This window comes from Streptomyces sp. S186, from assembly GCF_051603415.1.
GTDB lineage: Bacteria > Actinomycetota > Actinomycetes > Streptomycetales > Streptomycetaceae > Streptomyces.
Map to the genome: position 1 here is coordinate 7,883,437 of NZ_CP193932.1, position 25,915 is coordinate 7,909,351.

Annotated in this window: 18 protein-coding genes and 3 pseudogenes; 10 read left to right on the forward strand and 11 right to left on the reverse strand. The window is 67.6% G+C overall.

Annotated elements, in window-relative coordinates:
* Positions 1–346: 346 nt before the first annotated feature.
* Complete coding sequence (locus ACRAS8_RS34400; RefSeq protein ID WP_438489951.1) at positions 347–1,501, forward strand: GNAT family N-acetyltransferase; 1,155 nt, start codon at positions 347–349, stop codon at positions 1,499–1,501.
* Positions 1,502–1,576: 75 nt separating this feature from the next.
* Here ACRAS8_RS34400 and ACRAS8_RS34405 read toward each other — a convergent pair whose 3' ends face one another.
* The 3 genes from ACRAS8_RS34405 to ACRAS8_RS34415 all read right to left on the reverse strand — a co-directional run bounded on the left by ACRAS8_RS34405 (position 1,577) and on the right by ACRAS8_RS34415 (position 5,875).
* Entirely contained in the window at positions 1,577–4,453 is a 2,877-nt protein-coding gene (locus ACRAS8_RS34405; protein ID WP_438489952.1) for a M48 family metalloprotease, read from the reverse strand.
* Positions 4,450–4,932, reverse strand: coding sequence for a hypothetical protein (locus ACRAS8_RS34410; protein ID WP_438489953.1), 483 nt, complete (start codon positions 4,930–4,932; stop codon positions 4,450–4,452). Before ACRAS8_RS34410 ends, ACRAS8_RS34405 begins: the two co-directional genes overlap by 4 nt.
* A gap of 388 nt (positions 4,933–5,320) precedes the next feature.
* Entirely contained in the window at positions 5,321–5,875 is a 555-nt protein-coding gene (locus ACRAS8_RS34415; protein WP_438489954.1) for a TetR/AcrR family transcriptional regulator, read from the reverse strand.
* A 150-nt stretch (positions 5,876–6,025) separates the two neighbouring features.
* On the opposite strand from ACRAS8_RS34415, the gene ACRAS8_RS34420 reads away from it, so the two are divergent.
* The 4 genes and pseudogenes from ACRAS8_RS34420 to ACRAS8_RS34435 all read left to right on the forward strand — a co-directional run bounded on the left by ACRAS8_RS34420 (position 6,026) and on the right by ACRAS8_RS34435 (position 10,586).
* On the forward strand, positions 6,026–6,499 hold the full coding sequence (locus ACRAS8_RS34420) for a DUF1348 family protein (RefSeq protein ID WP_438489955.1): 474 nt from the start codon (positions 6,026–6,028) through the stop codon (positions 6,497–6,499).
* A gap of 715 nt (positions 6,500–7,214) precedes the next feature.
* A complete protein-coding gene (locus ACRAS8_RS34425) occupies positions 7,215–7,814 on the forward strand; it encodes a hypothetical protein (protein ID WP_438489956.1) in 600 nt (199 codons plus the stop codon).
* 115 nt (positions 7,815–7,929) lie between these two features.
* Positions 7,930–9,153: a phosphatidylserine decarboxylase gene (locus ACRAS8_RS34430; protein ID WP_438489957.1), complete on the forward strand. Its 1,224-nt coding sequence runs from the start codon at positions 7,930–7,932 to the stop codon at positions 9,151–9,153.
* A gap of 26 nt (positions 9,154–9,179) precedes the next feature.
* Positions 9,180–10,586 (forward strand): annotated as a pseudogene (locus ACRAS8_RS34435) (S10 family serine carboxypeptidase-like protein).
* Between the two features lie 283 nt (positions 10,587–10,869).
* On the opposite strand, the gene ACRAS8_RS34440 reads toward ACRAS8_RS34435, so the two are convergent.
* Positions 10,870–11,367, reverse strand: a complete 498-nt coding sequence (locus ACRAS8_RS34440; RefSeq protein WP_438490680.1) for a MarR family winged helix-turn-helix transcriptional regulator — start codon at positions 11,365–11,367, stop codon at positions 10,870–10,872.
* Positions 11,368–11,452: 85 nt separating this feature from the next.
* Between ACRAS8_RS34440 and ACRAS8_RS34445 the strand changes: the two genes are divergently transcribed.
* Positions 11,453–12,301, forward strand: coding sequence for an alpha/beta fold hydrolase (locus ACRAS8_RS34445; RefSeq protein ID WP_438489958.1), 849 nt, complete (start codon positions 11,453–11,455; stop codon positions 12,299–12,301).
* A gap of 99 nt (positions 12,302–12,400) precedes the next feature.
* On the opposite strand, the pseudogene ACRAS8_RS34450 reads toward ACRAS8_RS34445, so the two are convergent.
* Positions 12,401–12,700 (reverse strand): annotated as a pseudogene (locus ACRAS8_RS34450) (IS5/IS1182 family transposase); the annotation flags it as partial.
* Between the two features lie 745 nt (positions 12,701–13,445).
* Here ACRAS8_RS34450 and ACRAS8_RS34455 point away from each other — a divergent pair.
* From ACRAS8_RS34455 to ACRAS8_RS34465, 3 genes are all read left to right on the forward strand, one after another.
* Positions 13,446–13,622: a hypothetical protein gene (locus ACRAS8_RS34455; RefSeq protein ID WP_438489959.1), complete on the forward strand. Its 177-nt coding sequence runs from the start codon at positions 13,446–13,448 to the stop codon at positions 13,620–13,622.
* An 824-nt stretch (positions 13,623–14,446) separates the two neighbouring features.
* A complete protein-coding gene (locus tag ACRAS8_RS34460) occupies positions 14,447–14,959 on the forward strand; it encodes a GNAT family N-acetyltransferase (RefSeq protein WP_438489960.1) in 513 nt (170 codons plus the stop codon).
* Positions 14,960–15,295: 336 nt separating this feature from the next.
* On the forward strand, positions 15,296–16,825 hold the full coding sequence (locus ACRAS8_RS34465) for a serine/threonine-protein kinase (protein ID WP_438489961.1): 1,530 nt from the start codon (positions 15,296–15,298) through the stop codon (positions 16,823–16,825).
* 1,620 nt (positions 16,826–18,445) lie between these two features.
* Here ACRAS8_RS34465 and ACRAS8_RS34470 read toward each other — a convergent pair.
* Positions 18,446–19,108 (reverse strand): maleate cis-trans isomerase family protein, encoded by a 663-nt coding sequence (locus ACRAS8_RS34470; RefSeq protein ID WP_438489962.1) that lies wholly within the window; start codon positions 19,106–19,108, stop codon positions 18,446–18,448.
* A 178-nt stretch (positions 19,109–19,286) separates the two neighbouring features.
* On the opposite strand from ACRAS8_RS34470, the gene ACRAS8_RS34475 reads away from it, so the two are divergent.
* Complete coding sequence (locus tag ACRAS8_RS34475; protein ID WP_438489963.1) at positions 19,287–19,850, forward strand: transposase; 564 nt, start codon at positions 19,287–19,289, stop codon at positions 19,848–19,850.
* Here ACRAS8_RS34475 and ACRAS8_RS34480 read toward each other — a convergent pair.
* From ACRAS8_RS34480 to ACRAS8_RS34500, 5 genes and pseudogenes are all read right to left on the reverse strand, one after another.
* Entirely contained in the window at positions 19,819–20,418 is a 600-nt protein-coding gene (locus tag ACRAS8_RS34480) for a YdcF family protein (protein ID WP_438489964.1), read from the reverse strand. The two genes, ACRAS8_RS34475 and ACRAS8_RS34480, sit on opposite strands and share 32 nt — an antisense overlap.
* 1,836 nt (positions 20,419–22,254) lie before the next feature.
* A complete protein-coding gene (locus tag ACRAS8_RS34485; protein WP_438489965.1) occupies positions 22,255–22,851 on the reverse strand; it encodes an NAD(P)H-dependent oxidoreductase in 597 nt (198 codons plus the stop codon).
* Positions 22,852–23,654: 803 nt separating this feature from the next.
* Positions 23,655–24,005 (reverse strand): DUF6480 family protein, encoded by a 351-nt coding sequence (locus ACRAS8_RS34490; protein WP_438489966.1) that lies wholly within the window; start codon positions 24,003–24,005, stop codon positions 23,655–23,657.
* Positions 24,006–24,079: 74 nt separating this feature from the next.
* A pseudogene (locus ACRAS8_RS34495) lies at positions 24,080–24,249 on the reverse strand (ornithine decarboxylase); the annotation flags it as partial.
* Positions 24,250–24,387: 138 nt separating this feature from the next.
* Positions 24,388–25,791: an MFS transporter gene (locus ACRAS8_RS34500; RefSeq protein ID WP_438489967.1), complete on the reverse strand. Its 1,404-nt coding sequence runs from the start codon at positions 25,789–25,791 to the stop codon at positions 24,388–24,390.
* Positions 25,792–25,915: the final 124 nt, after the last annotated feature.

Here is a 25,915-nt window from a genome sequence, read left to right on the forward strand (position 1 = left end):
GGTAGCCGTTGGGCGTGAGATATGCCGCCCGAGACTCGGCCCGGAGCAAATAGCCATTCTGGAGTGCGAGTTGGAACGGAGGACGCTCGTCCACAGCGCCGCCGCGTGCCGGGACCTGGGGCCGCAAGGGCCGGATGACCTGCCTGGTTCGCGCCAGGCTGAGGAAGTTCGTGCCATCCTTGACCCGTGGCTCGGAAAATTTGGGGGTTCAGCTCGCCAGGCCCATGTTGCTCTCCACGTTTCCGGTGTGGAGCCGAATAAGGTATTCGACGCGCTCTCGGGTTTCCCTTGGGCCCCAGGGCGCAGGTCGCGGAATGCAAGGATCTGTCCTCGACACCTTCGGAGTGTGACGGTGGTCAGCCCTGAACAGACGCCTTCGGATTCTCGATCCGGCTGGCGGGTCGTAGTGGCCGACAGCGTCTCCGAGATCCCGCCGGAGGTCTGGCAGAAGCTCGCACCGTCCGACGACCCGATCTACGGCTACGCGTTCTTCCAGGCTATGGAGCGGACCGGAATCGGCCCGGATTCCTATCACTACATCCTGCTCAGACGAGGACAGCAGCTACAGGCCGTACTGCCGACGTGCCTCTTCGACGAACTGGTTCTGGAAGACGTCGTGGGATCCCAGGGACGCCGAGCACTGCGGCCTCTGCGCCTCATCACGGGAAGACCGCTGCGCATCAAGGCTCTGATCTGCGGACATCTCCTGGGCGAAGGGAGGGTCCTGCGTGAGGGCGGGCTCCCCGAGACCGCGCCACACCTCTTGGTCGATGCGGTGCAGCAGCTGGCTGCCTCGCTGGGCGCCCGGGGGACCGTCTTCAAGGACTTCTCGCCGTCGGAACTGGAGTGGCTGGATCCGGCTCTGAGAAGAGCCGGATACTTCCGCGTTCCAGGGCTTCCCCATGCATGGCTCCGCCTGCGCGCCAAGAGCTTCGAGGAATATGTTGCCTCTCTGTCCAGGAACGGCCGGCGTAACATCCGACGTAATCTGGCGAGGTTTGCCGATCATCAAGACGTGTGCGTCGAGGTGCGTGAACGATTCGAGGACCTCGTACCGTCCATGATGCCGCTCTATCAGGCGGTACTCGACCGTGCGGAGTCCCGGCTGGATGTCTGGACACCGGAGTTCATGACCGTGCTCTCCACCGACCCGAGGATTCCGGCCAGGGCGGTCACCTGCTGGCAGCGAGACCGTCTGGTGGGATTCCTGATCTTCCTGTTCGGGGAGAAGAGTGCGGTGGCGATCCGCATCGGCCTCGACTACGACTGCTCGCGTGAACTGCGGGTCTATCAGGTCAGTTACTATCGCAGCATCGAGGAGATGATTGGCTTGGGTATGGCCAGAATCGACCTGATGCAGAACGCCTACGAGGCGAAACGCAAGTTGGGGTGCCACCTCGTCCCACTCGAACATGCCGTGACGCACCGCAACCGGGTATGGAGAGTCATCCTCAGGAAGTTCCTCCCGATGGCACTCAAGCGGTACGGAGAACAGTCCTGAGTCGACGAGCGCGTAATTGTCAATACGAGAGGGGCGGATTGCCCGTCACGCACCCCGCCGGCGGCACCGTGGGAGCTACTTGGTCAGCGAAGTGGCGGCCGTCTTGATGTCCTGGACCGTGGCGCCGAAGGTGCGCATTCCGCTGACGATCTCGTTGAGGGATGTGGCGAAGAGGCGCTCGCGCTCCGCGTCGGTCCGGTGCGGCGCGCCCTTGGGCGGGGAAGTCGCCTCCTGGCAGTCCTGGGCACCGTGGTGCACCTGATTCAGCGCGGCGGACCAGTTCTTCTGGAGGTCCCGGTCCGGGACGGGGAAGTAGTCCCGGGCTTCCTCGACCCGCTGGCTCAGCGCACCGCAGAGGCGGTGGAACGCCTTCTCATCCAGCGCGACCTTCCCGTCCGCGTTGCGCTTCCCCGAGGCGGCCTTGAGGAGTTCGGAGTCCAGGGCGATCGAGGCGGCGTTGATCTGCTGTGCATGCCGGGTCCCGCCGTCGTTCAGCCAGGACGCCGCCTGCCAGGCGCGGGTCTGCGGTGCCTGCGCCGGCGGGGCGGGCCCGCGTTGCTTCCTGGCTGTATCGGCCGCTTCCTGCCACAGGCGGGAGTCATCGGGGGCGGTTGCCTGGGTGAAGGTCACGGCGGCCAGCACCATCGCCGGTACGGCGAGCGTGAGGAGCGTGCCCGCCTTCAGGAGTATCGAGGGCGGGCGGCCGGCCGCCCTCGATGCCGGTTCTTCGGCGTTGTCCGCGGTCGGCCGGCTGCGGAGCCGGCGCACCGCCCACGCCAGACCCGCCCCCGCCAACGCCGCGCCGGCCGATCCGAGGACGGCGTTGACGAGCGTGAGGGAGGTGACCGGGCCGTCGATGATCAGGCCGTTGCGGGGGCGCCACCGGCACACGTCGAAGGCGGTGTTCAGCGGCCCCAGGCAGCCGTCGGCGGAGAAGAGCAGGAACACCTCGGCGTAGGCGAGCAGTTGGACCATCTGCGCGGCGATCAGCGCCCGCGGCAGCCAGTGCCGGCGGGAGCGGGCGGCCACCACGGCGGCCGTCAGCAGGCAGGCCGCCAGGACCGTCACGGTCACCCACCAGACATGGACGACGATGAAGGGGCCGGCCGGTCCCTTCGTCGCCGGCCGTGACTGGTTCATCATGAGTTGGGCCAGGACCAGGCCGGCCCCGCACACCAGGGCCCCGGCGAGGCCGGCGCCGAGCGTCCGGCGCAGCCGCAGCCCCGTGCCCGTCGGGCCCGTACGCCGGAGCAGGGCGAGGGCCAGCGGTACCAGCCACATCAGCAGCGCGGCGGCCCCGGCCAGGATCTCGTCGCTCAGCGGGGTGAGGAGGACGAGGCCGGTGGTCAAGGCCGAGAGGTCCGGGCCGTAGCCGTGCCAGTCGCCCGGGACCGTCCGGGCGTAGTACGCGGCCAGTTCCGCGCCCTGGGTGACGGCGCCCAGCGCGAGCGCCCGACCCGCCGTCCGCCACCACTGCAGCCCGGCCCACAGCACGGTCGCGGTCACCAGCGCGCAGCACACCGCGGCCGCCCAGCGACCCCGCCGGGGCAGGGCGAGTGCCTGGCGCAGTGACTGGGACCACCACACCGCGGGCACGGCCGCGATGGGCAGGAACGCGAGCAAGTACTGGGGCTGCGGCAGCATCCAGTCGATCCGGTACTCACCGCTGGACACGAACTCGCCCAGCAGCAGGCCGAAGCCGAGCCAGAGGCCCGCCACCGCGGCGGACCGCCCGTCTCCGTCGGACGTGCCCGAGGCCCGCACGAGCGGCAGTCCCAGGGCGAAGCAGAGCACCGGGGTCACCGCGCCGACCGTGATCCAGATGGAGCCTGGGCCACCGGACAGGACCGGAAGCGTCGCCAGGGCCTGGTTCAGGAGCGCCGCCGAGATGCCGGTGAGGAACATCGCCAGGGCGCTGACGTGGTGGAGGCGGCCGGCGTCGACGAGCGCGCGCCGCCGCTCCTCCCATCGCGGGTGGGTCCCGAGCAGCGCGGTCAGCCGCCGTAGCCACGGTGCCACGGGGCCGACGGGGTCGGGGCGCTGCCAACTGGCGTCATCCGCACCCCAGATGACTGCCCGGCGGTCGGCGAACAGTTCGCGCCGCCGCAGCAGGTCGGCCCGGGCGAGATGCACCAGCACGGCCAGCAGCAGTCCGACCAGCACGGGGGCCAGCAGGTTGGCCGCGGCGCCGGGCCACCAAGGGGACTTGGTGCCGGACAGCGCCAGAAAGAGGAGCCAGCCGGTCACGGCGAAGGTCGGGATCAGGGCGAGCAGGACGTAGGCCCGCCACAGGGCGGTACTGGCGTAGGCGTAGTCCACGTCGTGGTGGTGCACATGGGCCAGTTCGTGCAGGACGACGGCGCGGAAGCCCTCGGGGTCGGTGTCGAGCCGGGGGAGCAGACCGGAGTGCAGGAAGACGGTGTAGTTCCCGGAGCGGCCGTGGACGCTGGCGCCGGAGGTCGTCCGCGTCGGGTCGACCCGGAAGCGCAACCGCGCGCGGACGCCGGTGCGGGCGCACAGCGCGGCGAGCTCGGCCCGCAGTGTGCCGTCGGCGTCGACGGTTTCGAGCGGCACCGTCCGGCGCCACCGCTCGCGGGCCGTCGGCAGCCACCAGTACAGCGCGGCCGCGAGGGCGAGCAGCACCAGGGTGGCGAGGGCGCCGCGGTACGGGACGAGCGTGTGGTCGCCGATGCACTTGTGTAGGGTGTCCGGCCGGATCAGGGCCCTCAGGAGGTTCTCCATATCGCTGCTGCCGGGGTCGAATCCGGCGGCGTACTCGCACCCCGACGGACCGTGCAGGGCCTCCCGGCCGTCCCGCAGGCCGAGGAGGACCGGGACATCCTGGAGCAGCGTGTCGAGCGTGGGGATGCTCGACGCCACGACGAGGACCATCAGCAGCGCGAAGCGGGGGCCGGTCCCGGTCGCGCTCCGGAGCGCGGTGCGGGCCTTCACGAGCCCGCACCAGGGGTTTCGGGGCGGGCCTCGTCGGCCGCGGCCGCCGTCGCGATCCGCGCCACGACGCTGTCGGCCAGCGCCTCGGCCTCCCGGCGGTCGACGCCCCGCTCGGTGGCTTGTTCCACGATGCGCGTTCTGACCAGCGCCAGTTCGACAGGGTCCAACGCGATCAGCGTGCGGCTCGGCGCGCCCGGCGCCCGGCGCAGCAGCCTGCGCACGCCGGCCCGGCCGCGCGCCAGCAGGCCCTCCGTGGCTCGGTCGACCGTGCGGCGGGCTGCCTGATCGAGGACGAGCCAGACAACCGGAGTGACCAGCGCGGACACTTCGGCGTAGCCGAACCCGAGCGGCTCCCGCTTCTGCCCGCCCCCGGCGAGGGTGCGGACGACCCGGTCGTCGTCCAACGTCCGCAGACTGTCGACGAGCGGCAACTCGTGGGCCGCGTGCTCTGCCACCACTTCGCGCACCAGATCGCGCACATACAGCACCGTTCAACCCCCGTACGTAGCAGTCCAGTTCATTGCATTGCAGCACCAAAGGGGGAACGTGGGATACCCCCGGGGAGACACGGTGACGGACCCGTGGCAAAAGCGCGCGCCGGCGCGGCCGACACCGTCACGAACCGGCCAGCGGCGCAGCACGTACGCCGACACGGTATGGACGTCGGGTGTGGTGAGGGCGAACTGCGCCAGGGCCTGGGTGGCTTCGGGACGTAGCCCAGTCCGTGGCGGGAGGGGCCTGATGTAGCTCTCGGGCGTCTGGCCGAAACGTGGGGCGATGCCGCGCCGGTCCTTGAGCCGGTTGATCAAGGTGCTCGACGGCGTCCGTTCCTGTGCGACCGCTCCCGGTCGGGCTCGCGTGCCCTTGTCACGGCGTGTGCATCAGGATCAGCGCAGCCTCTCGTGCCCGGTGCGCAGGTTCGGGTGTGCCGAAGATGGCTGCCGTGGTGATCGCTCCTTCGGCGAGGAGCGCGAGCTGATCGGCCAGTTCGGCGGGCCGCCCAGCTGCCGTGACGAGGCTGGCGAGGTAGTCGTGGAAGGTCTTCTTGTGGCGCCGGGCTTGCTCGGCGACCTCGTGTGAGACTGCGCCCAGCTCGCCGAAGGAGTTGATGAAGGCGCATCCGCGGTAGTCGGGCTCGGAGAACCACGTGTGCAGCCAGTCGAACACTGCGAGGATCCGCTCCTCGGGCGTCGGCTGTGCGTCGACGTAGCCGGCGAGCGCCTGCTGCCACCGCCTGTCCCGCTGCCGGAGGAATTCCAGCACCAGCTCTTCCTTGGAGGGGAACAGCTGGTAGAGGCGTTTGAGCGAAACCCCGGAAGCCTGGCGCACCGCATCCATCCCGACTGCCTGGATGCCCTGGCTGTAGAACAGCTCCTCGGCCGCTTCGAGCACGCGCATCCGCGCCGTTTCCCGGTCCAGCATCTAAGCCCCCTTGCATGGAGAACCAACGTTCTCTACGCTATCAAGCGCGGAGAGAACGTTCGTTCTCCAATGTTTCCGAGGTCAGCGGGTCCGTGGGTCCGCGGGCACGCTGACCCGCCGGCCTCCAGACTTCGAAGGAGTTGAGGCGGCATGGCTGACACGCCCCGCCCACCGGTGCCCCCGTTCACCCGGGAGAGCGCCATCGAGAAGGTTCGACTGGCCGAGGACGCGTGGAACACCCGCGACCCGCAGAAGGTGTCGCTCGGCTACACGGTGGACTCCCGCTGGCGCAACCGCTCCGAATTCGCCACGGGCCGAGACGAGATCGTCGCGCTGCTGACCCGCAAGTGGAACACCGAGCTCGACTACCGGCTGATCAAGGAGCTGTGGGCGTACGACGGCAACCGCATCGCCGTCCGTTTTGCCTACGAGCACCGCGACGACGCCGGGAACTGGTACCGCTCCTACGGCAACGAGAACTGGGAGTTCGACGAGCACGGCCTGATGCGCACCCGCCACGCCTCCATCAACTCCCTCCCGATCGCCGAATCCGAGCGCACGTACTTCTGGCCGTTGGGCCGCCGCCCCGACAACCACCCAGGACTCGGCGACCTCGGCTTCTGAGGACCCCTTCCCGGCAGCCACAGAGGGGAGCGGCCCGCCCCGCACGCTGACGGAGTGTGCGAGGGCCGGCTGCGGCAACCGCTCCCGTCCGCCCGCCATCGTGGGCCTCGCACACGATTGGCCTCCAACTCCGGTCGGACGTACGGGCATTCGCGCATCCCCTGTGGTCCCGGCGTCCGTTGCCATGCTCCACGGACAGGTACGGGGCGGGTGCGCGGCTTTTGGCCCTCGGTGTCGAGGCTGGCACGCTGCGAATCGAGCTCGTTAATGTGTGCGAAGAGTGGGCGCCCGCCCCGGATGCCTGGCCCGAGGAGGTCGTGATGGGGCGGGCCTGCCGCTGGTGGAGGTGCTCGGCACTCGCGCGGTATCACGCCTGGCTCGACGGGTGGCAAGGCGGTGTGGGCGCAGGCGCTGCTCGCCTGAAGCGCCGATCGCGGCGACTGCTGTTGGTGATCTCTTCCGGTCTCGGCAGGACTTCAACCTCCGCTGCCCTGCAGCAGACAGGGCAGGGATTTCGGCCTTCTTGACCGCACACTCACCCGCAACCCCATGACTACATTTCGCTCTTGATCGAGCACTCATCGTGACGGAATGGTGGGTCGCGCTCAGGGCTTCCTGTCGGCCAGGCGCATCGCTGTCCTTGTGCCGACCAGGGGCGGATGAGTGTGTCCCCATTCCGAGAAGTGTCCCCTTCCGAGAAGAGAACGGAGAGCTGATGAAGCTCAGGAACAGTCTCGCGGTCGTCATCGTCGCGTGTGGACTCGCAGTGACTGGCGTAGCGGGAACCGGTGCGGCACAGGCGGCCACGCCGGCCTCCGCGTCGGTCGCCCACGGGGTGAAGGCGGCGGACCAGCTGTCCCTGCAGCAACTCCTCGACGCGGCCGCGGACGAGGTCCACATGACGTTCCCGAACGCCACGCTCATGGTGGCCGACGGCAGCTCACCCAGCGGCAAGACCCAGGACATGTCGCAGGTGACCGACTGGCGGCTCGTCTACAACACCAACGACGGCGCCTCCCGCATCAAGTCGATCGAACTCCACGCCACGCTTGAGGGCGAGATCGACCAGCCGGTCTACCACACCTCGTCCTGGGCGGGCGTCATGCCGATCACCGACCAGGCCGGCCTGACACCCGACGAGGCGTACACCGTCCTCCAGGATGCCGGACACGGAGACGCCTACCAGTACGTCTCGCTGGTCAAGCCCCTGGTGGCCCGGCCGCACCTGCAGTACCACTTCTCCAACATCCGCGGCGGCTGCGACGGTTACGCGGTGAACGTCGACGACCTCGCCGTCAACCCCATCTGCGGCTGACGATCAAGCCTCACGCGGCGGGGAGGGACGGCCCGGCCGGGCCCTCCCCGCCGCCCGCAGGATCCAGTGCGTCCGCGGGGTCAACTTCCCTCGCGTGGAAGGAGACAGGAAAGTGATGCAGGGCGACGAACAGTACTCGGCGAACCTCGACGACTTCCTCAAGAAAATCACGCTGTGGTACGAAACCGACCACGAGGGTTTCAAGACCATGTATGACGCGGCGGTCGCGAATGTCGTGCCGTACCCGGAGGACACACCGGAAGAAGTGCGCTGTGACTGGAAGGGAAAGGACATCCAGTTCCTGTGCGAGTTCTTCAGGGAGTGGTACCACTGGAAGTCGGGGGTCAACAACGGGCTGGACTACATCGAGAAGTTCAGCTGGCTCAACTACGAGAACGACTACGGCATGGTCTTCGTCACCTCCGGGCCGGGGTACAAGATGACCGCCGACTTCACGAACCTGCAGGGCCTGCAGATGGACGACGAGGGGCCCGAGGGGCAGGCACTCATCCAGAAGTGGGTCGACGAGCTCGGGCACAAGCGCATGGACGACTTCGAGCCCGGTCCCTGGCGGAACTTCAACGACTTCTTCGTTCGGGACCTCAAAGAGGGCAGGAGGCCGATCGACCACAAGGACGACGACAGCGTGGTGGTCGCCCCGGCCGACTGCGTCATCAACATGATCGTTGATGAGCTGACCGAGGAAACGCCGATCCCGGTCAAGACGGTGACCATGAACGTCAGGCAGCTGCTCGGCGACTCCGACTACGCCGAGATGTTCCTCGGCGGTACGGCGGTGTCGTGCATCCTCATGCCCGACTCCTACCACTGGTATCACGCCCCGGTGAGGGGTCAGGTGGTGGAGGCCCGCAGCGACATCGGCGGTGCCTACTACGGGATGCGGGACTTCCCCGAACTGCTCAACAAGGGGAACGTCGGTTACGGCTACGACTACGAGATGTTCGACAACTTCCGCCGGGGATACCTCATCATCAAGACCTGGTACCCCGATGCCAAGGGAGAACACAACGAGGTGGGGTTCGTCGGACTGGTGCCCGTCGGCCTCAACTCGATCGCCTCCGTGAATTTCCTGGAGAAATTCCAGGGCCTCGGCCCGGGCCTCACGACGCCGGTCCCGGTGGAAAAGGGCGAGAAGATCGGGAACTTCAAGTACGGCGGGTCGCTGAACATCCTGCTGTTCGAGAAGGGCCGGTTCCCCGCGCTGCAACTGCTCCAGGGCCAGCGCATCGGGGTTCTGGAGCAACCGGAGCGCACGGCCGGGCTGTTCACCGGCTCCTATCACACGCAGTCCCGGCGCCGTCGCCCCCTGGCTCCGTGACCCTGCTGCCGAACGGAAGGTGAACCGTGTCCTCAGACGACCTCGTCGTCTCGATTCCGGCGAACATCCTCGACACCCTGCGCATCGACTTCTGCACCGGAGCCACCAAGAAGGTCCGCTCCTACTCCGGGCACGTGCACCTCAACAGCACGGAGCACCCGGGGACCAAGAACCACCTGTTCTACTGGTTCTTCGAGAGTCAGACCTGCACCCCCTACCTCGAGGCGCACAACCAGCAGGAGCTGATCAGCCGGACGCCGCTGCTGATCTGGCTCAACGGCGGGCCCGGTGCCTCCTCGCTGCTGGGTCTGTTCCTGGAGAACGGGCCGCTGTCCATCGGCGACGATGCCACCGGGACCATATCGGTGAACTCCAACTCCTGGAACCAGGAAGCACACGTCATCTTCTGGGACCAGCCGGTCGGCACCGGATACAGCTACTCCGACGTCGGGGAGTACGTCCAGGACGAGCGCACCCTGGGCCGGATGTTCTGGGAGGGTCTACAGGAATTCTTCGCCGCGCACCCGGAGTACGCCCAATGCCCGGTGTACGTCTGCGGGGAGAGCTATGCCGGCAAGTACGTGCCGACGATCGCCCTGGAGATCGACGAGCAGAATCGCCGGAACGCGGGCGAACGGCACATCAATCTGAAGGGGATCGCCGTCGGCAACGGCTGGATCAAACCCGAACTGTCGCTCCGCGTCCTGATCGACTACGTCTACACGACCGGGTTCCTCGGCATCAGCCAGCGTGACGCGCTCTACGACGCCTACGCCGAATACCAAGCCGCCCTCGCTGCCGGAGAAATGGAGAAGGCCACCGATCTCGGCAACAAACTGGTGGACCGGACCGTGGCTTACGGAGGGAACTTCGACGTCTACGACGTGCGGTGATGGGACGACTTACCCATGGGGGCATTGCGCGTCTACCTCGACAGCAAGGCGGTGAAGGAGTCCCTGCACGTCCCCGCGGACGTCACCTGGCAGTGCGCCGACAACGAGGGCCCGGTCGCCGAATGGCTGGTGAAGGACAACATGGCGGACTCCTCCGGGCAGTACTCCGAGATCATCGAAAAGGGCTACAAAACCCTGCTCTACACCGGGAACTTCGACACCGCCTGCGGACACCGCAGCACGGAGGAGATGCTCGACGACCTCATGAGGCAGAAAGGCGAGCACGCGCACGCGGAGTGGCGCAACGCTCCCCGGACGGTCTGGACGCAGGCGCAGGGGAATCCGAAGGGATTCGTGCGCCACCACAGGAATCTGACGCAGGTCAGCGTGCCTGGCTCCGGGCACCAGGTGCCGGCGTTCCAGCCGCAATACTGCCGGGAGATGCTCTACAACTGGCTTTTCGATCGTCCCTTCCCCGGCTACGACCCGCAGCAATCCCCCAAGCACCGTCATGGCAACCTCGGCCTGCGGAAGCGATGAACGCGCCCTCGCGGCCTCCGTACGGCGTTCCGACCGCCGCCGGCACTGCCGCACGGGCCCGGCCGGCAGGGAGCCGCCCCTGTCGGCCGGGCCCGTGCGCGTCGCACAGCGCAATGCGGCGGCGATGGACCAGCACCTTTCCGGTGAGCCGGAGGCGGTCCGTACATCAGAGGTCCGGCCGGGCGCCTTGTGAGGATCTGGCTATCTGACCCTCTCCGTCAGATGAGTTGTCGACCTATGGATCGACGACACACCAAGGTGCTCGTGGTCGATGTCCTGCTCATCATGGCTGACCGCACCGCCGTGAGAACGGTTGTCGTGTTGGCGACATCCCGGCGGTGGCCGTCGACGCGTTGTGGCCGGGAGCGGCTGCTTGAAGGGCAGCCGTCAGGTAGCGGTGAACGATGTCCAGTTCGGCCGGGGTAAAGTCCTCGGCTGCCTCGACCAGGTTGGCGATGAGCGGGCCGAAGAAGGACCGGCCCAGTTCCATCGCTTTCTGTTCCACCGTCAGCACAACCCGCCGCCGGTCGTTTTCATCGCGCCTACGGCGGACGAGCCCCAGGCGCTCCAGCCGGTCCAACAGGGCAGTCGTACCAGCCGAGTTGAGCCGTAGCGCCGCACCGAGTCGGCTTGGGGAGACGTCGGTGCCCGCCCGGTCGGCGTCAAGCAGGTGGATGAGAGCCCGCAGATCGGTCGTGTGCAGGCCGTTTCGCGCGGCGAACTCGGCGCCGCGCAGGTCGAATTCCACGGTTACTGCGCGCAATAGGTGGACCAGCCGCATCGCGGGGTTGGTGTCATCACTCACCGGGCTAGTATCTCGCCAAGCGAGACACTTGGTCAACGAGACGAGTCCCCGGGGGTTCACCGTGTCCTCATCCCAAGATTTCTTCGCCGCTTACGACGCACTCCTCGCCCGTTGGCCCACCGGTACCACCGAGATCGACGTTCCCACCCCGTACGGCACCACCCGCGTCCACGCCTACGGCCCCGCTGACGCCACCCCGGTCCTCCTTCTGCACGGCGGTGGCTCCACCGGCGCAGTCTGGTTCGCCAATGCCCCGGCACTCGGCACGCAGCACCGGGTGCTGGCCGTCGACATCCTCGGCGATGCCGGACGCAGCGTCCCCGGCGGGCGCCCGCTGCGCACCACCACCGACCTGATGGCCTGGTTGGATGCACTGCTCGACGGCCTGGCCGTGTCCCGCACGCACCTGCTGGGCCACTCCTACGGCGGCTGGATCGCCCTGGCCTACGCCCTGCACGCCGCACGGCGGGTCGATCGGCTGGTACTGCTCGACCCGACCCAGTGCTTCGCCAACTACCGCCTGGGCTTCCTGCTGCGCTCGCTGCCGATTCTGTTGCGCCCGACGGAAGCCCGTGCGCGGGCCTTTCTGGACCGCGAAACCGCGGGGACCGACACCGATCTGGGCTGGAAGCGGCTCTATGCCTTGGCGGCTTCGGGCTTCTCGAACCGGAAACTGGTCGTCGGCCGCCGCCCGGACCCCGCGGCGCTGAGCGTCCCGCTCCTGGTCCTTCTCGCCGGCCGCAGTGGCGTCCACGACGCCGCGAACGTCGCAGTCCGCGTCCGCAAGGCCGTACCGGACGCCCGGATCGAGATCCTCGCCGAGCTCACCCACTTCGCTATGCCCACCGCCGTGCCTGCGCAGACGAACCACTGGATCACCGACTTCCTGGCAGGCAACCAGGAGAAGTAGGCCGTTCCGGCCCCGGTTTGAAGGGAGATCAAGCGGAGCGGATTGCGCTGAGGCCGTTCAGCGGTGCGATCTACACTTCGGGGGAAGGCACGTGGTCGTTCATGGTCGGAGGCGGGGACGTCCCTCCCCGCGGTGGGCGGTCCTGGCTCGGCGGATCAGGCTACGGGCGGTGATGATCGCGTCGGCGAGGTCGAAGAGGGCTTCGATGACGCTGATCCGCCGTTCGTAGCAGCGCGCGAGCCGGTGGAAGGCGGTCTGTCAGGCGTGGGCGCGCTCGACCTGCCACCGCTGGGTGGCCTGGACAGGCGCCCTGGTCCCGTTCTGGGCGATCCGGCCGCGCAGGCCCCGCTCGCCATGCATGGCGCGGGACTTGGCCGAGTCGTGGCCAGCGGCCAGATCGCCGTGGACGGCGCCATCCGGTGTCCCTGGAGCGTCGCAACTCCGTGATCACGGAGCCTGTGATGTCCCCGTCTCCCGGCCGCCTATCTGCGCGACCTCATACACCCTCCAAGAGCTGTACCTGCGCGCAGGAGGTTCCGGTGGGACGGCGACCGAGGAGACCCACCGCGCCCTCAGCGGCGTCGCCGGAGCCCTGTCCTAGCGGGTTGATCAGATCGCCGCCGACCTGGCGGACACACCCGTGAACACCACGCTGCTGCAGTTCGTCACCGTCGACGAAAACGAGGTCACCCGCCGGCAGGTGCGCCGCGGCGACCTCGCCCCGCAGGAGCAGGAGGTCTCCGACGCCTCATCGCCAGACGCCTGCTCACCGACGACGGGGCATTCAGAGCAAGGCAGCCCCGACGTCGGGCGCGGAGTCGAGGCTAGCCACGGACACGCGTCATTCGCTCCAGCACGCACGCCAACGACACACTGCGCAACGCCGAAATACCGAAAACGCCATGGCCAAGGGCAGGTGTCGTTCCGCACCTCACCTTTACCTCCACCGGCGCTTGCGCAGGATCGGTTTGGCCCGGTCGCGGGGCTTCATGCCCGGGCGCGCACGGCCGGAACCGGTCGGGTGGCCGTGCGTCGCGCGGATGTTGCGCATCACGACGGTTCAGGGCCTGGCGGCGGATGTTCATCGCCCCAGGGAGAGATGCGCCGGTGGCCGCGAAGGCGCTTGGGAAGCCGGTGGGCCAGGATGCTCCTGGCCCAGCTGTTCCTCTCCGGCGAGCACCAGGGTCTCCGTGCCGCTGCGGTAGGCCAGCGACCAGACACCCGCCTCGGCATCGACCCGGACGGCCCCTTCGGCAGCGGCGGAGTGGCGGCCGGTGTGGTGCACGCGCACCGCCAGGTATGGATCTCTGGCGCATGCTGAAGCACCAGAGGCATGGTGTCCGGCAGCCGGGCCGAAGTGAGCTGTGCCCCGTGTCGGCGGCCTGGCCGTGCATGCCAGGCATTGCGGCGTCGTCCCGCACGGTGCTCGCCAGGGCCGCCAGGCAGTCCGGGGTCTGCGCCTCGGGTGATCAGGTCATCACGAAGGTGCCGCCAACGCAGCTCCATGACGGCTTCCGGATCCTTGATGGCGTCGTCGCGTGAGGTGTCGGGACAGATCGAAGCGAAAAGACCAGCCTCCGTGTAAAGCCGTTTAAGGAAAGCAAGTTGCATTGCCGCCCCCCTTGGAAAGCCGCCGACGTCTGCGGAAGACGGACAGTGCGCCGGACGGATTCTCGCGCCGGGCGCCGCCGGGCACCGTCTTCAAGCCCGTGATGCGCTTACCGAGGCTGGCGTACTTGCCGGGAAGGTGCGCTGCGACGGTGACGGACCTTTTCCACATGGCCATTTACGAATCTAACGTGCGTTGGCGGCTCGGATGACGCACACGGCGCGCAACCTTCTACAGAAGAGGCTCGATCACCGCCCACAGCACACCACTGGCATTTCACGGCTGCCACTGCCATGCGGCCGGATTCAAGCGTCCCTGAGACTTCGAGCCTGGCTTTCCATCGAATCCGCAGTCACCAACAGTTCACCTACCGACACCGGCCGCGATGTTCACTCGTATGGCCTACGTTTACATGCCGCGAAGCAAGGCTCCGTGCGGTACTGAAAAGCGGTACTGTAAATCTCCATCTCGCCAGCCCGCCAACCAGCCGGTTTCGCGACACCAGATGCCTCGTTCATCTCGCGAGGAGGCTTGCCATGTTTTGGAACATAGAGGTTGAGGATCGCTTGTTTGAGGTCAGGCTGCTCGACGGAGCAGGAATGCGGTCCTGCTGGGACGAGGTCGAACGCATGCTGCGGAAAGCATTCGAAAGTGCTCAGTACAACGACGAAGGCTACTCGATAGAGAACCCGGTCCATTTCACCCGCGCCGGCGTGGACGGAGAACTGGGGCCTGGGGTGAAACACGTAGTGGCAATCGAGAACGGAGCACTCGTCGGCGGATTCTTCTGCCTACCGACACGGCCGAACAAAGGCGAGAAAAGTTGCGACGTGGGCTGGGTGTTTCTTGCCCCAGACCTCCCACGCGCCTACCGCAGAGGCGTCTTGGACGCAATCATGGAGAGGGGATTCCAGACCGTCAAGGACGGCGGCTTCGAGCGCATCGTGTCCAACATGGGCACCATGGCCGGAAGTCGCGCATTGACCCGGTATGGGTTTGTTCACTCCCCGGTCCCAGGTAGGCAGAACCGATGGGTGAAAGAGCTGTAGAAATAGTCTCCGGCGCCGCCCCATCTGCAGAGGCTCTGACCGCGACACCTCGCCGCGGCCGAGCCGGTGGCGGCTGTGGAGAGGCAGCGCCCACTGCCCGAGTGCCGTGCCTTCAGGGCGTAAGTCGGCGGCGCTGGAACCAGAGGACCCAGGCAGCCACCTTCTGACGATTGCCATCAGCACACGATCCTGGTGTGGGTGCGAGCACATGAGGTGCCCATGGGATGCGGCGGCTCGGGAAATCCGCTGGCGTGGCCATGCAACCGACACGCGTTTAAAGTTCTCCCGCAATCTGTCGGGCATGCTCAGGCGTGCGGGGAAGGTGAAGGTTTCACGGTGTCTGATCTGGGGCGGCTCATAGCCGACCGCTACCGGTTGGTGGAGCGGGTGGGCCGTGGCGGGATGGGCACTGTCTGGCGGGCCGAGGACGAGCTGCTCGGCCGGTACGTCGCGGTGAAGAAACTGCACGTTCCGCCGCACCTGCACGACGATGAGGTGCGGCGGCTCTACGAGCGCACCCGTCGCGAGGCCCGCAGCGCCGCTCGGATCGCCCACCCCAACGTGATCGTGGTGCACGACGTCGTCGACGACGAGGGGCTGCCGTGCATCGTCATGGAGTACATCCCCTCGGTCACACTGAGCGACGTCCTGAAGAGGCAGAGCACGGTGCCAGTCAGCGAGGCGGCCCGGGTCGGCCGGGCCATGGCCGCCGCGTTGCGCGCCGCGCATGAGGCCGGAGTGCTGCATCGGGACGTCAAGCCCGCCAACGTACTCCTGGGGAAGGACGGGCGGATCGTCCTCACCGACTTCGGGATCGCGGTGGAGCCCGGAACGCCGTCACTGACCAAGACTGGCGAATTGGTCGGCTCGATCCAGTACCTGGCGCCGGAACGCCTGCGACCCGGGATCGCCGAGCCCGGCCCCGCCTGTGACCTGTGGGCCCTCGGGGCAACCCTGTACCAGGCAGTCCAAGGGCGTCCCCCGTTCCAGCGGGACACCGCGATCGAGACGGCGTACGCCATCGCCACCGAGGAGTGCCCGCCCGCGAGCGATGCAGGGCACCTCACTCCGGTGATCGAGGGCCTGCTGGTGAAGGAACCTGACCAGCGCATGGACGCCCAGGAAGCCCAACGACTCCTGGACCTTGAGCCTGGAACGGGAGCCGTCTCCCTCGACTCGCCCACGCGGCCGGAGGCCCATGTAGGTAGCCTGGCGGCTCCGGTGCCTCCGGCGCCCGGGCGCGCCAAAGGCGGCCGCCGCACGGCGTTGTGGATGGTCCCGGCGCTGGTTGTCACCACTCTCGCGACGGGCGGGGTGCTGCTCTGGCCCGGGGGCGGGGAAGCTTCGCCGAGTGCTCACCCCTCGCAGGGCAGCACCTCCAACCACCCGCCGACTCCCAGTCCCCCGTCGCCGTCATCTCTGCCACCACTGCCCAACGGGTACCACCTTGAGCAGGCGGGCCAAGGCTTCTCCATCCCCGTGCAGGACGGCTGGACCTTCAAGAAGATGCCTGGCGGTGAGGTCGCTTACCTCTCCGGGCTGGCCAGCCTGAGGATCGACGTCGTCGAGTTCGCGGGCGGTGATCCTCTCCGGCACTGGCGGGAGACAGAAGAGGCCCAGACGCGTCGCGACAACCCGGGCTATGAACGGGTCAGAATGGGCCCCACGACGTTCCGGGGGCGGCCCGCGGGGTACTGGGAGTTCACGTTCCAGGGCAGAGCACGGGAGTACCGGGCGGTGGAGCTGGCCTTCAGCGGTGCCGACGCCACTCAGTACGTGATCTACTTCTCCGCGCCGAATGAGCGATGGGACCGGTATCGGCCGGTCTTCGACACCGCTGTCAAGGGAATCCGTCTTCGTGAATAGAGGGCCGCACGGTTGCTGCTTCCGTTCCCGCAGTCGCTGCAACACCCCAGTTCAAGGGGTGCGATGGACGTCGAGATCCGGAGGACCCGGCGGCTACGGGAGCCCAGGAAGCCGGTCCGTGAGCCGGAATGGCCAGACGGACGGGATCACTTGGGCGGCAGTTCCACGGTGACCTCCATGGCCCACTTCAGCCAGTCCTCCAACACGTCATCGTCGAGAGCTCCTCCGCCAGCACTATCCAACCCAGCCCTTCTGGTCCTTCCCCGGAACACCAGCTGCCTGGCACCAGACAGGACGGGCCACGGCCTCGTCCATCCGTCCGGCCCGACGCGCATACTTCATCGGCGGTGACGCCAGGCGGTTCCGCCCCTGAGCGGGGAAGGTATGGCAGGGGAGCAAGCATTGGAGCCCGTTGGCCTTGTGGTTTTGGCGACGGATGCAACGGTTATTGCCCGTCGCCAAGACCAGCGTGTCAGGTCAACTCCGGTACCGGACCGGCTTCGTGGCCTTTCGAGCGGGACGCAAGGCGGCCGTCAGCAGGACCGCTCCGCCAGGGCGATCAGCATGGTCGCGCCGGCGGCGACGTGCATGGCGTGGATGAACGCGTGGTCGGCGGCGTTCGCGAGGGCGGGCTGGTGGATCGTGCTGGCGGCGTGTCGGGCCTGTTCCGCGGAGCTTCGCGCCTGTTTCCCGCACGGGGCCGGGGCATCCGCGCAGAGAGCCTTCGATCGGGTTCCGGTTGGCGATCGGCATGATCGTGCCACCGATCGCGATCCCCAGCAGGCTGCCGGCCTGGCACACGGTGTTGAGAACGGCCGGACCGGCACCGGCCCGTTCCAACGGCAGAGTGCTCGTGAGCCCTGCCATGACTGGGCCGATCACCCTGCCGATCGAGTGTCAGCACCATGATGGGGAGGTCGACGAGGAAGACCGAGCCCCACCCGAAGTGGTCGAGAAGGAGTCCGGCCGGCATAGGGCCGGCGGCTATGCCGACGCCGGCGGCTGACGCGGAGATGCCGATCGCGGTGGCGCGGGCGGGGGCCGCTGAAAGTCCACATCAGGATGGCCATTTGCGCGGGCGTGATCAGTGCGCTGCCCACGCCCATCGCGGCCCGAGCGGCGATCAGTTGGTTTGCATCGCCGGAGTAGGCCGCCCACACCAAGGCCGAGTTCACACCGGAACAGCGAGGCGCGATCCGCGACTGGCTGGAGGGCGTCTCCGATGCGTGTCGTTAAGAACTGTTGGTAGTTGGTAACCGGCCGAGGTTGCCGCTGGTGCTGATGTAGGAGAGGAGGAGCGACCCGGACAGAGCGACGGCGACCGCACGATGATGCCCACGATGATGCCGAGGGCACAGCTGAGGCGACGGTGCGGGCAGTGCCAGACGGCACAGGATGCCGACCGTGCAGGGCGGGACCACGCCAAGGAGGGCGAATCTGCCGGTTCGGCCTGCCCGTCGGCCGGCTACTGCTCCACCAGCCTGCCACCGCCCGGCGGTTGGGCGGTACGGGGGCGGACTGCGAGTGCCGGTGCCGCCTGCCGCTGGCCGCCTGCCGCTGGCCACTGTCGTCCCGCATGTTCTTGCAGGCGTGCTCTGACGGCTGACGGACAGATCCGGATTACTGGGCCTTGTCCAACACCTCGCGCACCGCCGAGGCGACCGCTCCGTTGCTGGTGACGACCGGGATCCCAGTCACCGACTCGATCGCGTCGACCGCCTCCAGTGCCCGGAAGTTCGTGCACGAGAGAAAGAGCACCTCAGGGCGGGCGCGCTCTACCAACTTCACTGCGCGGTCCGCGATCTCCCGTGGAGTCGGCTCGGCGAGACGGAAGCAGTCCGCGATGCCGAAGCCCTCGATATCCAGGATCTCGAGGCCATCGCTGCCCAGGCTGCTGCGAATCTTTGCGTTGAGCTCGTCCACGTACGGCGTCAGCACAGCAACACGGTGGCGGCCGGTTTTGCAGATCGCGGCGCTTACGGACGAGATCGTGCTGACCGCACGGCTCTGCGTGCAGTCCGCAATCCGCACGCAGAGCTCGCGCTCATATTCCGGCCCGCGCAGCGCGCCGGCACTGGTGCACCCGAATATGGTGACGGTCGGCCGCAGCGACGCGATGTCCTCGATGGCCTGGGGCAGATAGGTGTCGAGCATCGCGGCCTCGGCGTCCGCAGTCGTCTCGACGAGGTGCATCCGCGCGGAGTACAGCTCGGCGACGTCCGCGAGGCTGCGGCGCAGGTCTCGCTCCATGACCGTGTTCGAGGACGGGATGAGCAGGCCCACGCGGGGCAGAGAGGAAACTTCGGTGGCCGGCACTGTTTTTGTCCCTTCTCGGAGTGTGCGTAGAAGGTCTCCCTGATGCGTCAGTGTCCGGGGCGAGGCTGGCACGTCAAGGGTGCTGCCGCACCCGGTCGTGTCACTGTTGCGGCCGGCCTTCGAGCGGACCAGCGCCGGAGCGCGCATGCGAAGGCGGCCGACCACGAAATCCCGGCTACGGCGCGGTCGGTCAGCTGCGCGCCGCCGTCGTCTCCTGCCGTCCGCACCGGGCGTCCACCGATCACCTGATCAACGACGTCACCGCTATCCCGCTCCCCATGCTGACCGGCGGCAATCGCAACGATGTCACCCAGCTCAGTCCGCTGTTCGAAGCCGTTCCGCCGGTGCGGGCAAGCGTGGCCGGCCCCGGCGCCGCCCGGACATCGTGCTGGGCGACCGCGGCTACGACCACGACAAGTACCGCCGTCTGGCTTGCGATCTCGGCGTGAAGCCGCTGGTCGTCCGGCGGCGCGGGATCCCGCGCGGCTCCAGCCTTGGCACCCAACGCTGTGTCGTGGAGCGCGCGTTCGCCCACCTTCACTGTGCCCGCCGCCTGCGGATCCGCTGGGAGATCCGCGACGACACCCACGAAGCCTTCCTCACCGTCGGATGCGCAGTCATCTGCTGGCGACGGCTGAACAACCCCCCGCTTGTGACACCGACGCGACAGCGGCTTTCTACAGCGAGACCTTCCGTTCTTCGGCCTTGAGACCGCGGAGTGTCCAAAGCCCGTACAGAGCCAGCAGCGGTTTCCCAACCAACCACTCGCCAGGACGGTAGTCACCCGCTCGCACGAGCCTCTCAGCAAGATCAGGGCGCTGCCGCCGCAAGTACGCACGGGCCTTGAGCGCGTGAGCTGGTTGGGAGACGATCTTGATTCGATCGACATCCTCAAGCAGTGGGATCACGTTCGTGATGTTCTCCCATGTGGTCGCGCTTTGGTCTTCGAGAAGCACTGTGCCATCGAACTCAAGCACCGACTGTGCGTAGTCAGCCATCAACTGGGCTTCCGCAATGCAGCCGCTGGTCGCACCACCGCTGAAGATTACGAGAGTGCCACGCGCACTGTCAGCGGCAACGGAGCGAATTCCAGAGCGGACTCGCCAGCGGTTGATGAAGTTCGCCGTCGCTTGGGGATTCCGGTAGCCCAGCACGACCACAGCTTCGGATACGCCCCCGTTGGTCCCCACGAGGGATCGAGACCAGCGCCAGTTCAACCACTCGCCCCAGGCCAGGGCCGCGGCCCCAGCTATCCCCAGTCCCGTCCTTCGTCGCATGCGGCGACTCTAGGGCACCCCGGTATCGGAAGCGAAGGCACCAGCCGCGCCACTGACGACGCCTTCTGGAGATTCCGGAGGTGCCGAGGCGGTCTTGGCGGCATCCTTCATGCTGACCAGATCGTGCGTGCCACCAGCCTCAAGGACGCCGTTGGAGGTGAGTCTGGTGAGTCTGCTGCACCACGATGTCCGGCAGGAGGCGGTTCGCCTGCGCATCGCACTTCCGGTCCGACTTCTCTACGTGTCGGCACGCGCATCAGGACGAGCTGTTCGAGCTCGCGGACGTGCCGCTGTGCGGGTGCGGCGACGGCGGGGGAGGCCGAGACCGTCGAAGCCCCCCATGCATCCAGGCGGCCTACCGGTACTTCGGCCAGGTGTTCCGCAACTGCCACGGGCTCGTATGGCAACAGCGGCCGGGCGGCGATCCGGACGACAAGCCGTTCGTCATCGGATCGGAGCCGACGACGGGGGGAGTGCGCACACAACTCGCACTGGCACCAGCCGTTCAACCAGGCCAGTCATGGCCGTGCAGCGAACGAGCGTTGCGCGATATGTCGTACAGCTGCCCCGGCCAGGACCTCCCAGGCTTGGATCGTGCCTCCATGGCCCTCACCGCCGGCCAGGTCGTGGCTTTCGTTGGGTTCAACGGCTCCGGCGCGTCCACCAAGCCCACCTGTGCACGAGGGCTGGCCGACCTGAGAGGGGTGTCTGGTTTGAGGCCGGCGACCTTACTTGGTGCACAGGGCGGCGAGTACCTTAAGCACGGCGTCGTTGGCCCGGTCGGACTTGGTGGAGTCCGTGCGAGGGTGGCCTTACCCTCGGCCACGAGCTGGAGGACGACCGTGGCGGCGAAACACTTGGTCACGCTGCCAGCCCGGAAGCGGTCCCCGGCCGCGCCCGCTTCCCTCGACCGGGCCGGCGAGGCCGCTACCGTCGCGCAAGACCGTATCGCCGCCCCGCACCCTCGGCGATGGCGGTGGGCACGCCCAGCGACGACTGCGTCCAGGGTGCGTTGAGTTAAAGGGTGTCCGCTCGCTGGGCCGAGGCGGCGGCCGGGGGCGTACGGTGCGAGGACCGCGACAGCGAGAAGGCTTGAGACGACGATTGTGCGGCGATGCATGACGGGTCCTCAGTGGGCTGATGCACGCTCAAGCTATCGGTGTTGTGTGGTGCGGCAGCACGGTCATGACCGGGAAGGATCGTGGCGGCTGGATCCCCCTAAGGGTGCCGCGGACATGTCGGCGAAGGCTGCTACCGGCGAGCGCCGAGCGCCGACCACGGCAGACGGCTGGAACTGATTGCCGCGTGGGGGCGTCCCCAGACTGCCGGCGTGAATTCAGGCTCCCGGCCACCTTTCTTGATCAAGGCTCCGGACATATGTCGATCAGCCAGACTCCCGGCCCCGGGTCACCGCGAGGAAGTCCGACGTGTGGCTCCAGCGCTTCCCCGCGGCGTCGAACCGCAGTCTCAGCGGCTGCGACGATGACGTCGACCTGATTCCCGGCGGAGTCCAGAGCCAGCTGCCGGGCGGGTCCACCGTTACCTCGTAGGCGAGCTGGCATGGCCTCCGTCGAGGCCAGTCGGCTCCCTGGAGGCGGGCGAGTGCCACTGCCTGGTCCGGCGGCAGGCGCGGTTCCCGGCGTAGCGCCGCCGATGCTGACTTGCTGACCTTGAATGCCCTCTGACCTGCGACGATGTTTTGCCATACCTCTTCGGCTTCAAGTGGTGCCGGCTCCCCGAAGCGTACCGCCGGTTCGTCCACGAGTGCCTGGCTCGCGGCGGCAAGGTCGTAGCCGTGGACTGCATCCTGCGCGGGCCCACCACCCCGCGTACATGTCAGGCCAGCAGTGCAGCGGCGTGGTGACGTGCCTGATGCAACCATGAGGCGCGGGTTTCGTCGGAAGAGTCGGTGACCGTTCGGAAGACGACCCGGCGAACGTCGGTAACTCCCACGTATGGCAGGACGCATGCCTCCCAGATCCTTTGCAGCGGGTCTCCGAACTCTGCTTCTTCGCGGTCGGCGGGGGTATCAGAGGTGTTCAGGATGAGGGCTCGGCCGGCTCTCAGTAGCCCCTCGGGCTCCCCCTCCGAGGTTCCCAGTTTGTAGGCAACTCCGGGTGCGAGGACACGCTGCACCCAACCTGCAAGGACAGACGGTGGCATGCCCCACCAATTCGGGTGCACGAACACCATGGCGTCAAGTGTGGCCACCTCCGCCCGATGGAGCGCCACTTGCGAATCCTGAGTGCCTGTGACAGGCAGGACCGTCTCCGTTTCGTCGGCAGTCAGCCCAGGTGCGAATTCCTCGGCGTAGAGGTCATGCGCGAGAACCTCGCATCCGAGGTCGCGCAGGTGTTGCACAACGGTGTGGAACACGGCGTGGTTAAAACTGCCAGGCCGTGGGTGCGCGAGGTAGGCCCCTATACGCGGCATTCATCCTCCGAAGGCATCGATGTCGTCAGCCGAGCGGGGTCTGCAGTCGTCCTCGCTCCGCTGATCATCATGGCTGGTGAGGACTGCTCATGGAACTGGTTGACAAGATCCGGGTGAATTCACCAGCCGCCCAGTGACCCGCCGTCTCGCCGTCTCGCCGTCTCACGGTTTGGCGGTCTGGCAGATCATCTGAGCCTTCTTGTTCGTACCACTCGTGCACATTCAGGTGTACGCCGACACCTGCCGTCGACCGGCCGGCTCCTGGTGGGGTCCTTCCTCCTGCTCGACCCGTGACAGGAACTGCGCACCGGGTAGGTGACGTGCTGGTCTGTCTTCGGCGCCGAGAGCTGACGCCTGGGCTGCGAGAACCTGTCTGGACTCCGTCGAGGCGTATGACGTGACGGGACACCCGGATTCTGTTGTTCAACCACGGCATCGAATTGATCCGCCTGGTGAGCGCGCACGGCTGGCAACGCACGGTTCAACACGCCCGCAGGGTTGGGGTACTGACCGGTGTGGTGTGGATGCCGCCGCGTACCGCGTGACTTCGGCAGCCTGGCCCGCGCGCACCGGGAGTTGGGGAAGATCCACGTTTGCTGACCGATGCCATTGCCGTTGGACGTGGCCGATGTCCGCGCCAGCATGGCCGCCCCTCCGCCGCCTGGCCACCGGCCGTGAGCTCGGCGCGGCAAAGGCCAAGGGCCAGGAGTCCGTCGGCGCCGAGGAGTCGCCGGAGGCCAACCAACGTCGTGGACCGGAGGGGAACCCTGCGCAGCGGGATCGAGGAGAGCCGCAACGTGGGCTCAGCGCGCCGTGATCACTGCGTATGCCACGAAGAAGGTCACACAGAGGGCGACGACGAAGGCGATGAGAATCGTCGGGACCTTGTAACAGCCTGGCTTCGGCTTGTCCCGTGGGCCCGTTTCCGCTTCCGTGCCGGCTTCGTCCGGTGGTGTCTCACCCGGCAGTACATCGGCTCCCGGCTTGCTGATCGACGGCACCGATCCGAACTCGCCGCCCCACGGGTGGTCCGGGCTCTGTTCGTCGGGGACTTCGCCGGCACGGTCACTGTCCCTGCGCGCGACGGCCGGCCGGTGGTGCGGCCGCCTGTGCGGGCATGATGCAAAATGCAATCCGTACGGCTTGCGCGCCAAGAGGGCTGAGCGTTGGCGGGTTGGGCTGGGCAGGTAGCTGTTGCGGGGTCAGCGCAACCGTGTCGTGAGGTGGGTCAGGGGTCCGCCACGACTCTGACGATTCGCAGTTCGGGGTCGGCGGCGTCGGGGACGTTCATGCCGGTGGCGACCCCTGAGCAGAGGTAGTCGAGAACGGGTACGTGATCCGTTCGCCGGGGAGTACGACCGGGATGCCTGGCGGATAGGGCGCCAGTATCTCCGCGGCAGCCGGATCGCGGACGGCCGGGGGAGACGTTCACGCGTGGGCCGCGGGGCAGGTCCGGCGCGATGGCCGCGAACGCCCGCACCGTCGCCACCAGGGCGTCCGCGGTCTCCTGGACAGTGAACTCAGTGGCGTCTGTTTTCAATCTGTTGGGTAGAGGCGGGTTGTGACTGGCTGCGCATTCTCTGGTGTTGGCATGCTCGGTGAGACGGACTCTCCGCCGCCGTGCCGTGGGCGCCGTCTGGTGGCGAGCAGCGCGACGGCGGTGACGGCCAGGCCGTCGAGACAGAGGAACGCCCATGGCAGCCGCACGGCGTTGCCGAGGAGGTGCGAGCCGGTTGGTGACTTGAGCTCGACGGCCAGCAGCCCTCCCAGGACGGCAACGCCCAGGGCGTTGCCGAACTGACGCGCGGTGGCACCCACCGCCGAGGCGACGCCGGCCTGGTTGGCCGGCATACCGCTGACGACGATGCTGGTGATCGGCGGGTTGACCAGGCCGAACCCGGCGCCCAGCAGCACGTAGGCGAGTGCGATCCGCGCGTAGGGGGTGGTGGGGCTCAACCCGAGCAGTACCGCGCTGCCCGCCGTCATGAACAGGCCGGCGGCAGTCAACGGCAGGCGGGGCCCGTAGCGAGCCACCAGCCAGCCGCCCAACGGCCCTCCGGCAGCGATCGCCACCGTGGCCGGCAGCAGAGCCACTCCGGCGCCTCGTGCGGACAACCCCCGTTCTTGCTGCAGGTACAGCGTGCTGACGAGCAGGAAGCCGGCCAGCGCGACGAACGCCAGCAGCGCGATCACATTCGCGCCGCTGAACGAAGGGTTCCGGAAGTACCGCAGGTCCAACATCGGTTCGCGCTGCCGAAGTTCGACCGCGACGAACGCGATGAGCGTGACGGCAGCGAGTACAAGACCAGTCACGATCAGCGGTTTGGTCCAACCATCCCTGGGGCCCTGGACGAGCGTGTACGTCAAGGTGGCAAGAAGCGCCATCATCAAGCCCTGTCCGAGCGGGTCCGCGCGGCGAGGTCGGGGTGCCCGGGACTCGGGCACGAACCGGCGCGCGAGTACCAGTGCGACCAGGCCAAGCGGGACGTTGACCCAGAACACCGAGCGCCAGCCCGCAACACTCACGAGCAGCCCGCCGGCCAGTGGCCCACAGGCGGTGGCCACGCCGAAGATCCCACTCCACACCCCCAGCGCCCTGTCCCGCTCATCAGGGTCGCGGAAGACATCGCGCACGATCGACAGCGAAGTCGGTGTCAGTGCAGCCCCGCCGATGGCCTGAACCACGCGCGCCGCGACCAGAGTTCCCAGATTCACCGCCGCGCTGCACAGCGCCGACCCAACGGTGAATACCAGCAGCCCGAACAGGAACAGTCGACGTCGTCCCCATCGGTCGCCGACGGAGCCGGCCAGCAGGAGCAAGCTGCCCAGCACCAGCAGATAGGCGTCCATCACCCACTGCAGTGCGGTCAGATCGCAGGCCAGACTGGCTTGGATCGCGGGCAACGCGACGTTGAGGATGGTGTTGTCCAGGTAGGTCATGAAAAGGGACAGACCACAGATCCCGAGCACCGCCAGTCGGCGGCGCCGCCCCGACGGCCCCCTCAAGGCGTCCCGGATCGCAGCAGTCGATGGTAAGTGCACGTGTGCGGACATGGACCACAAT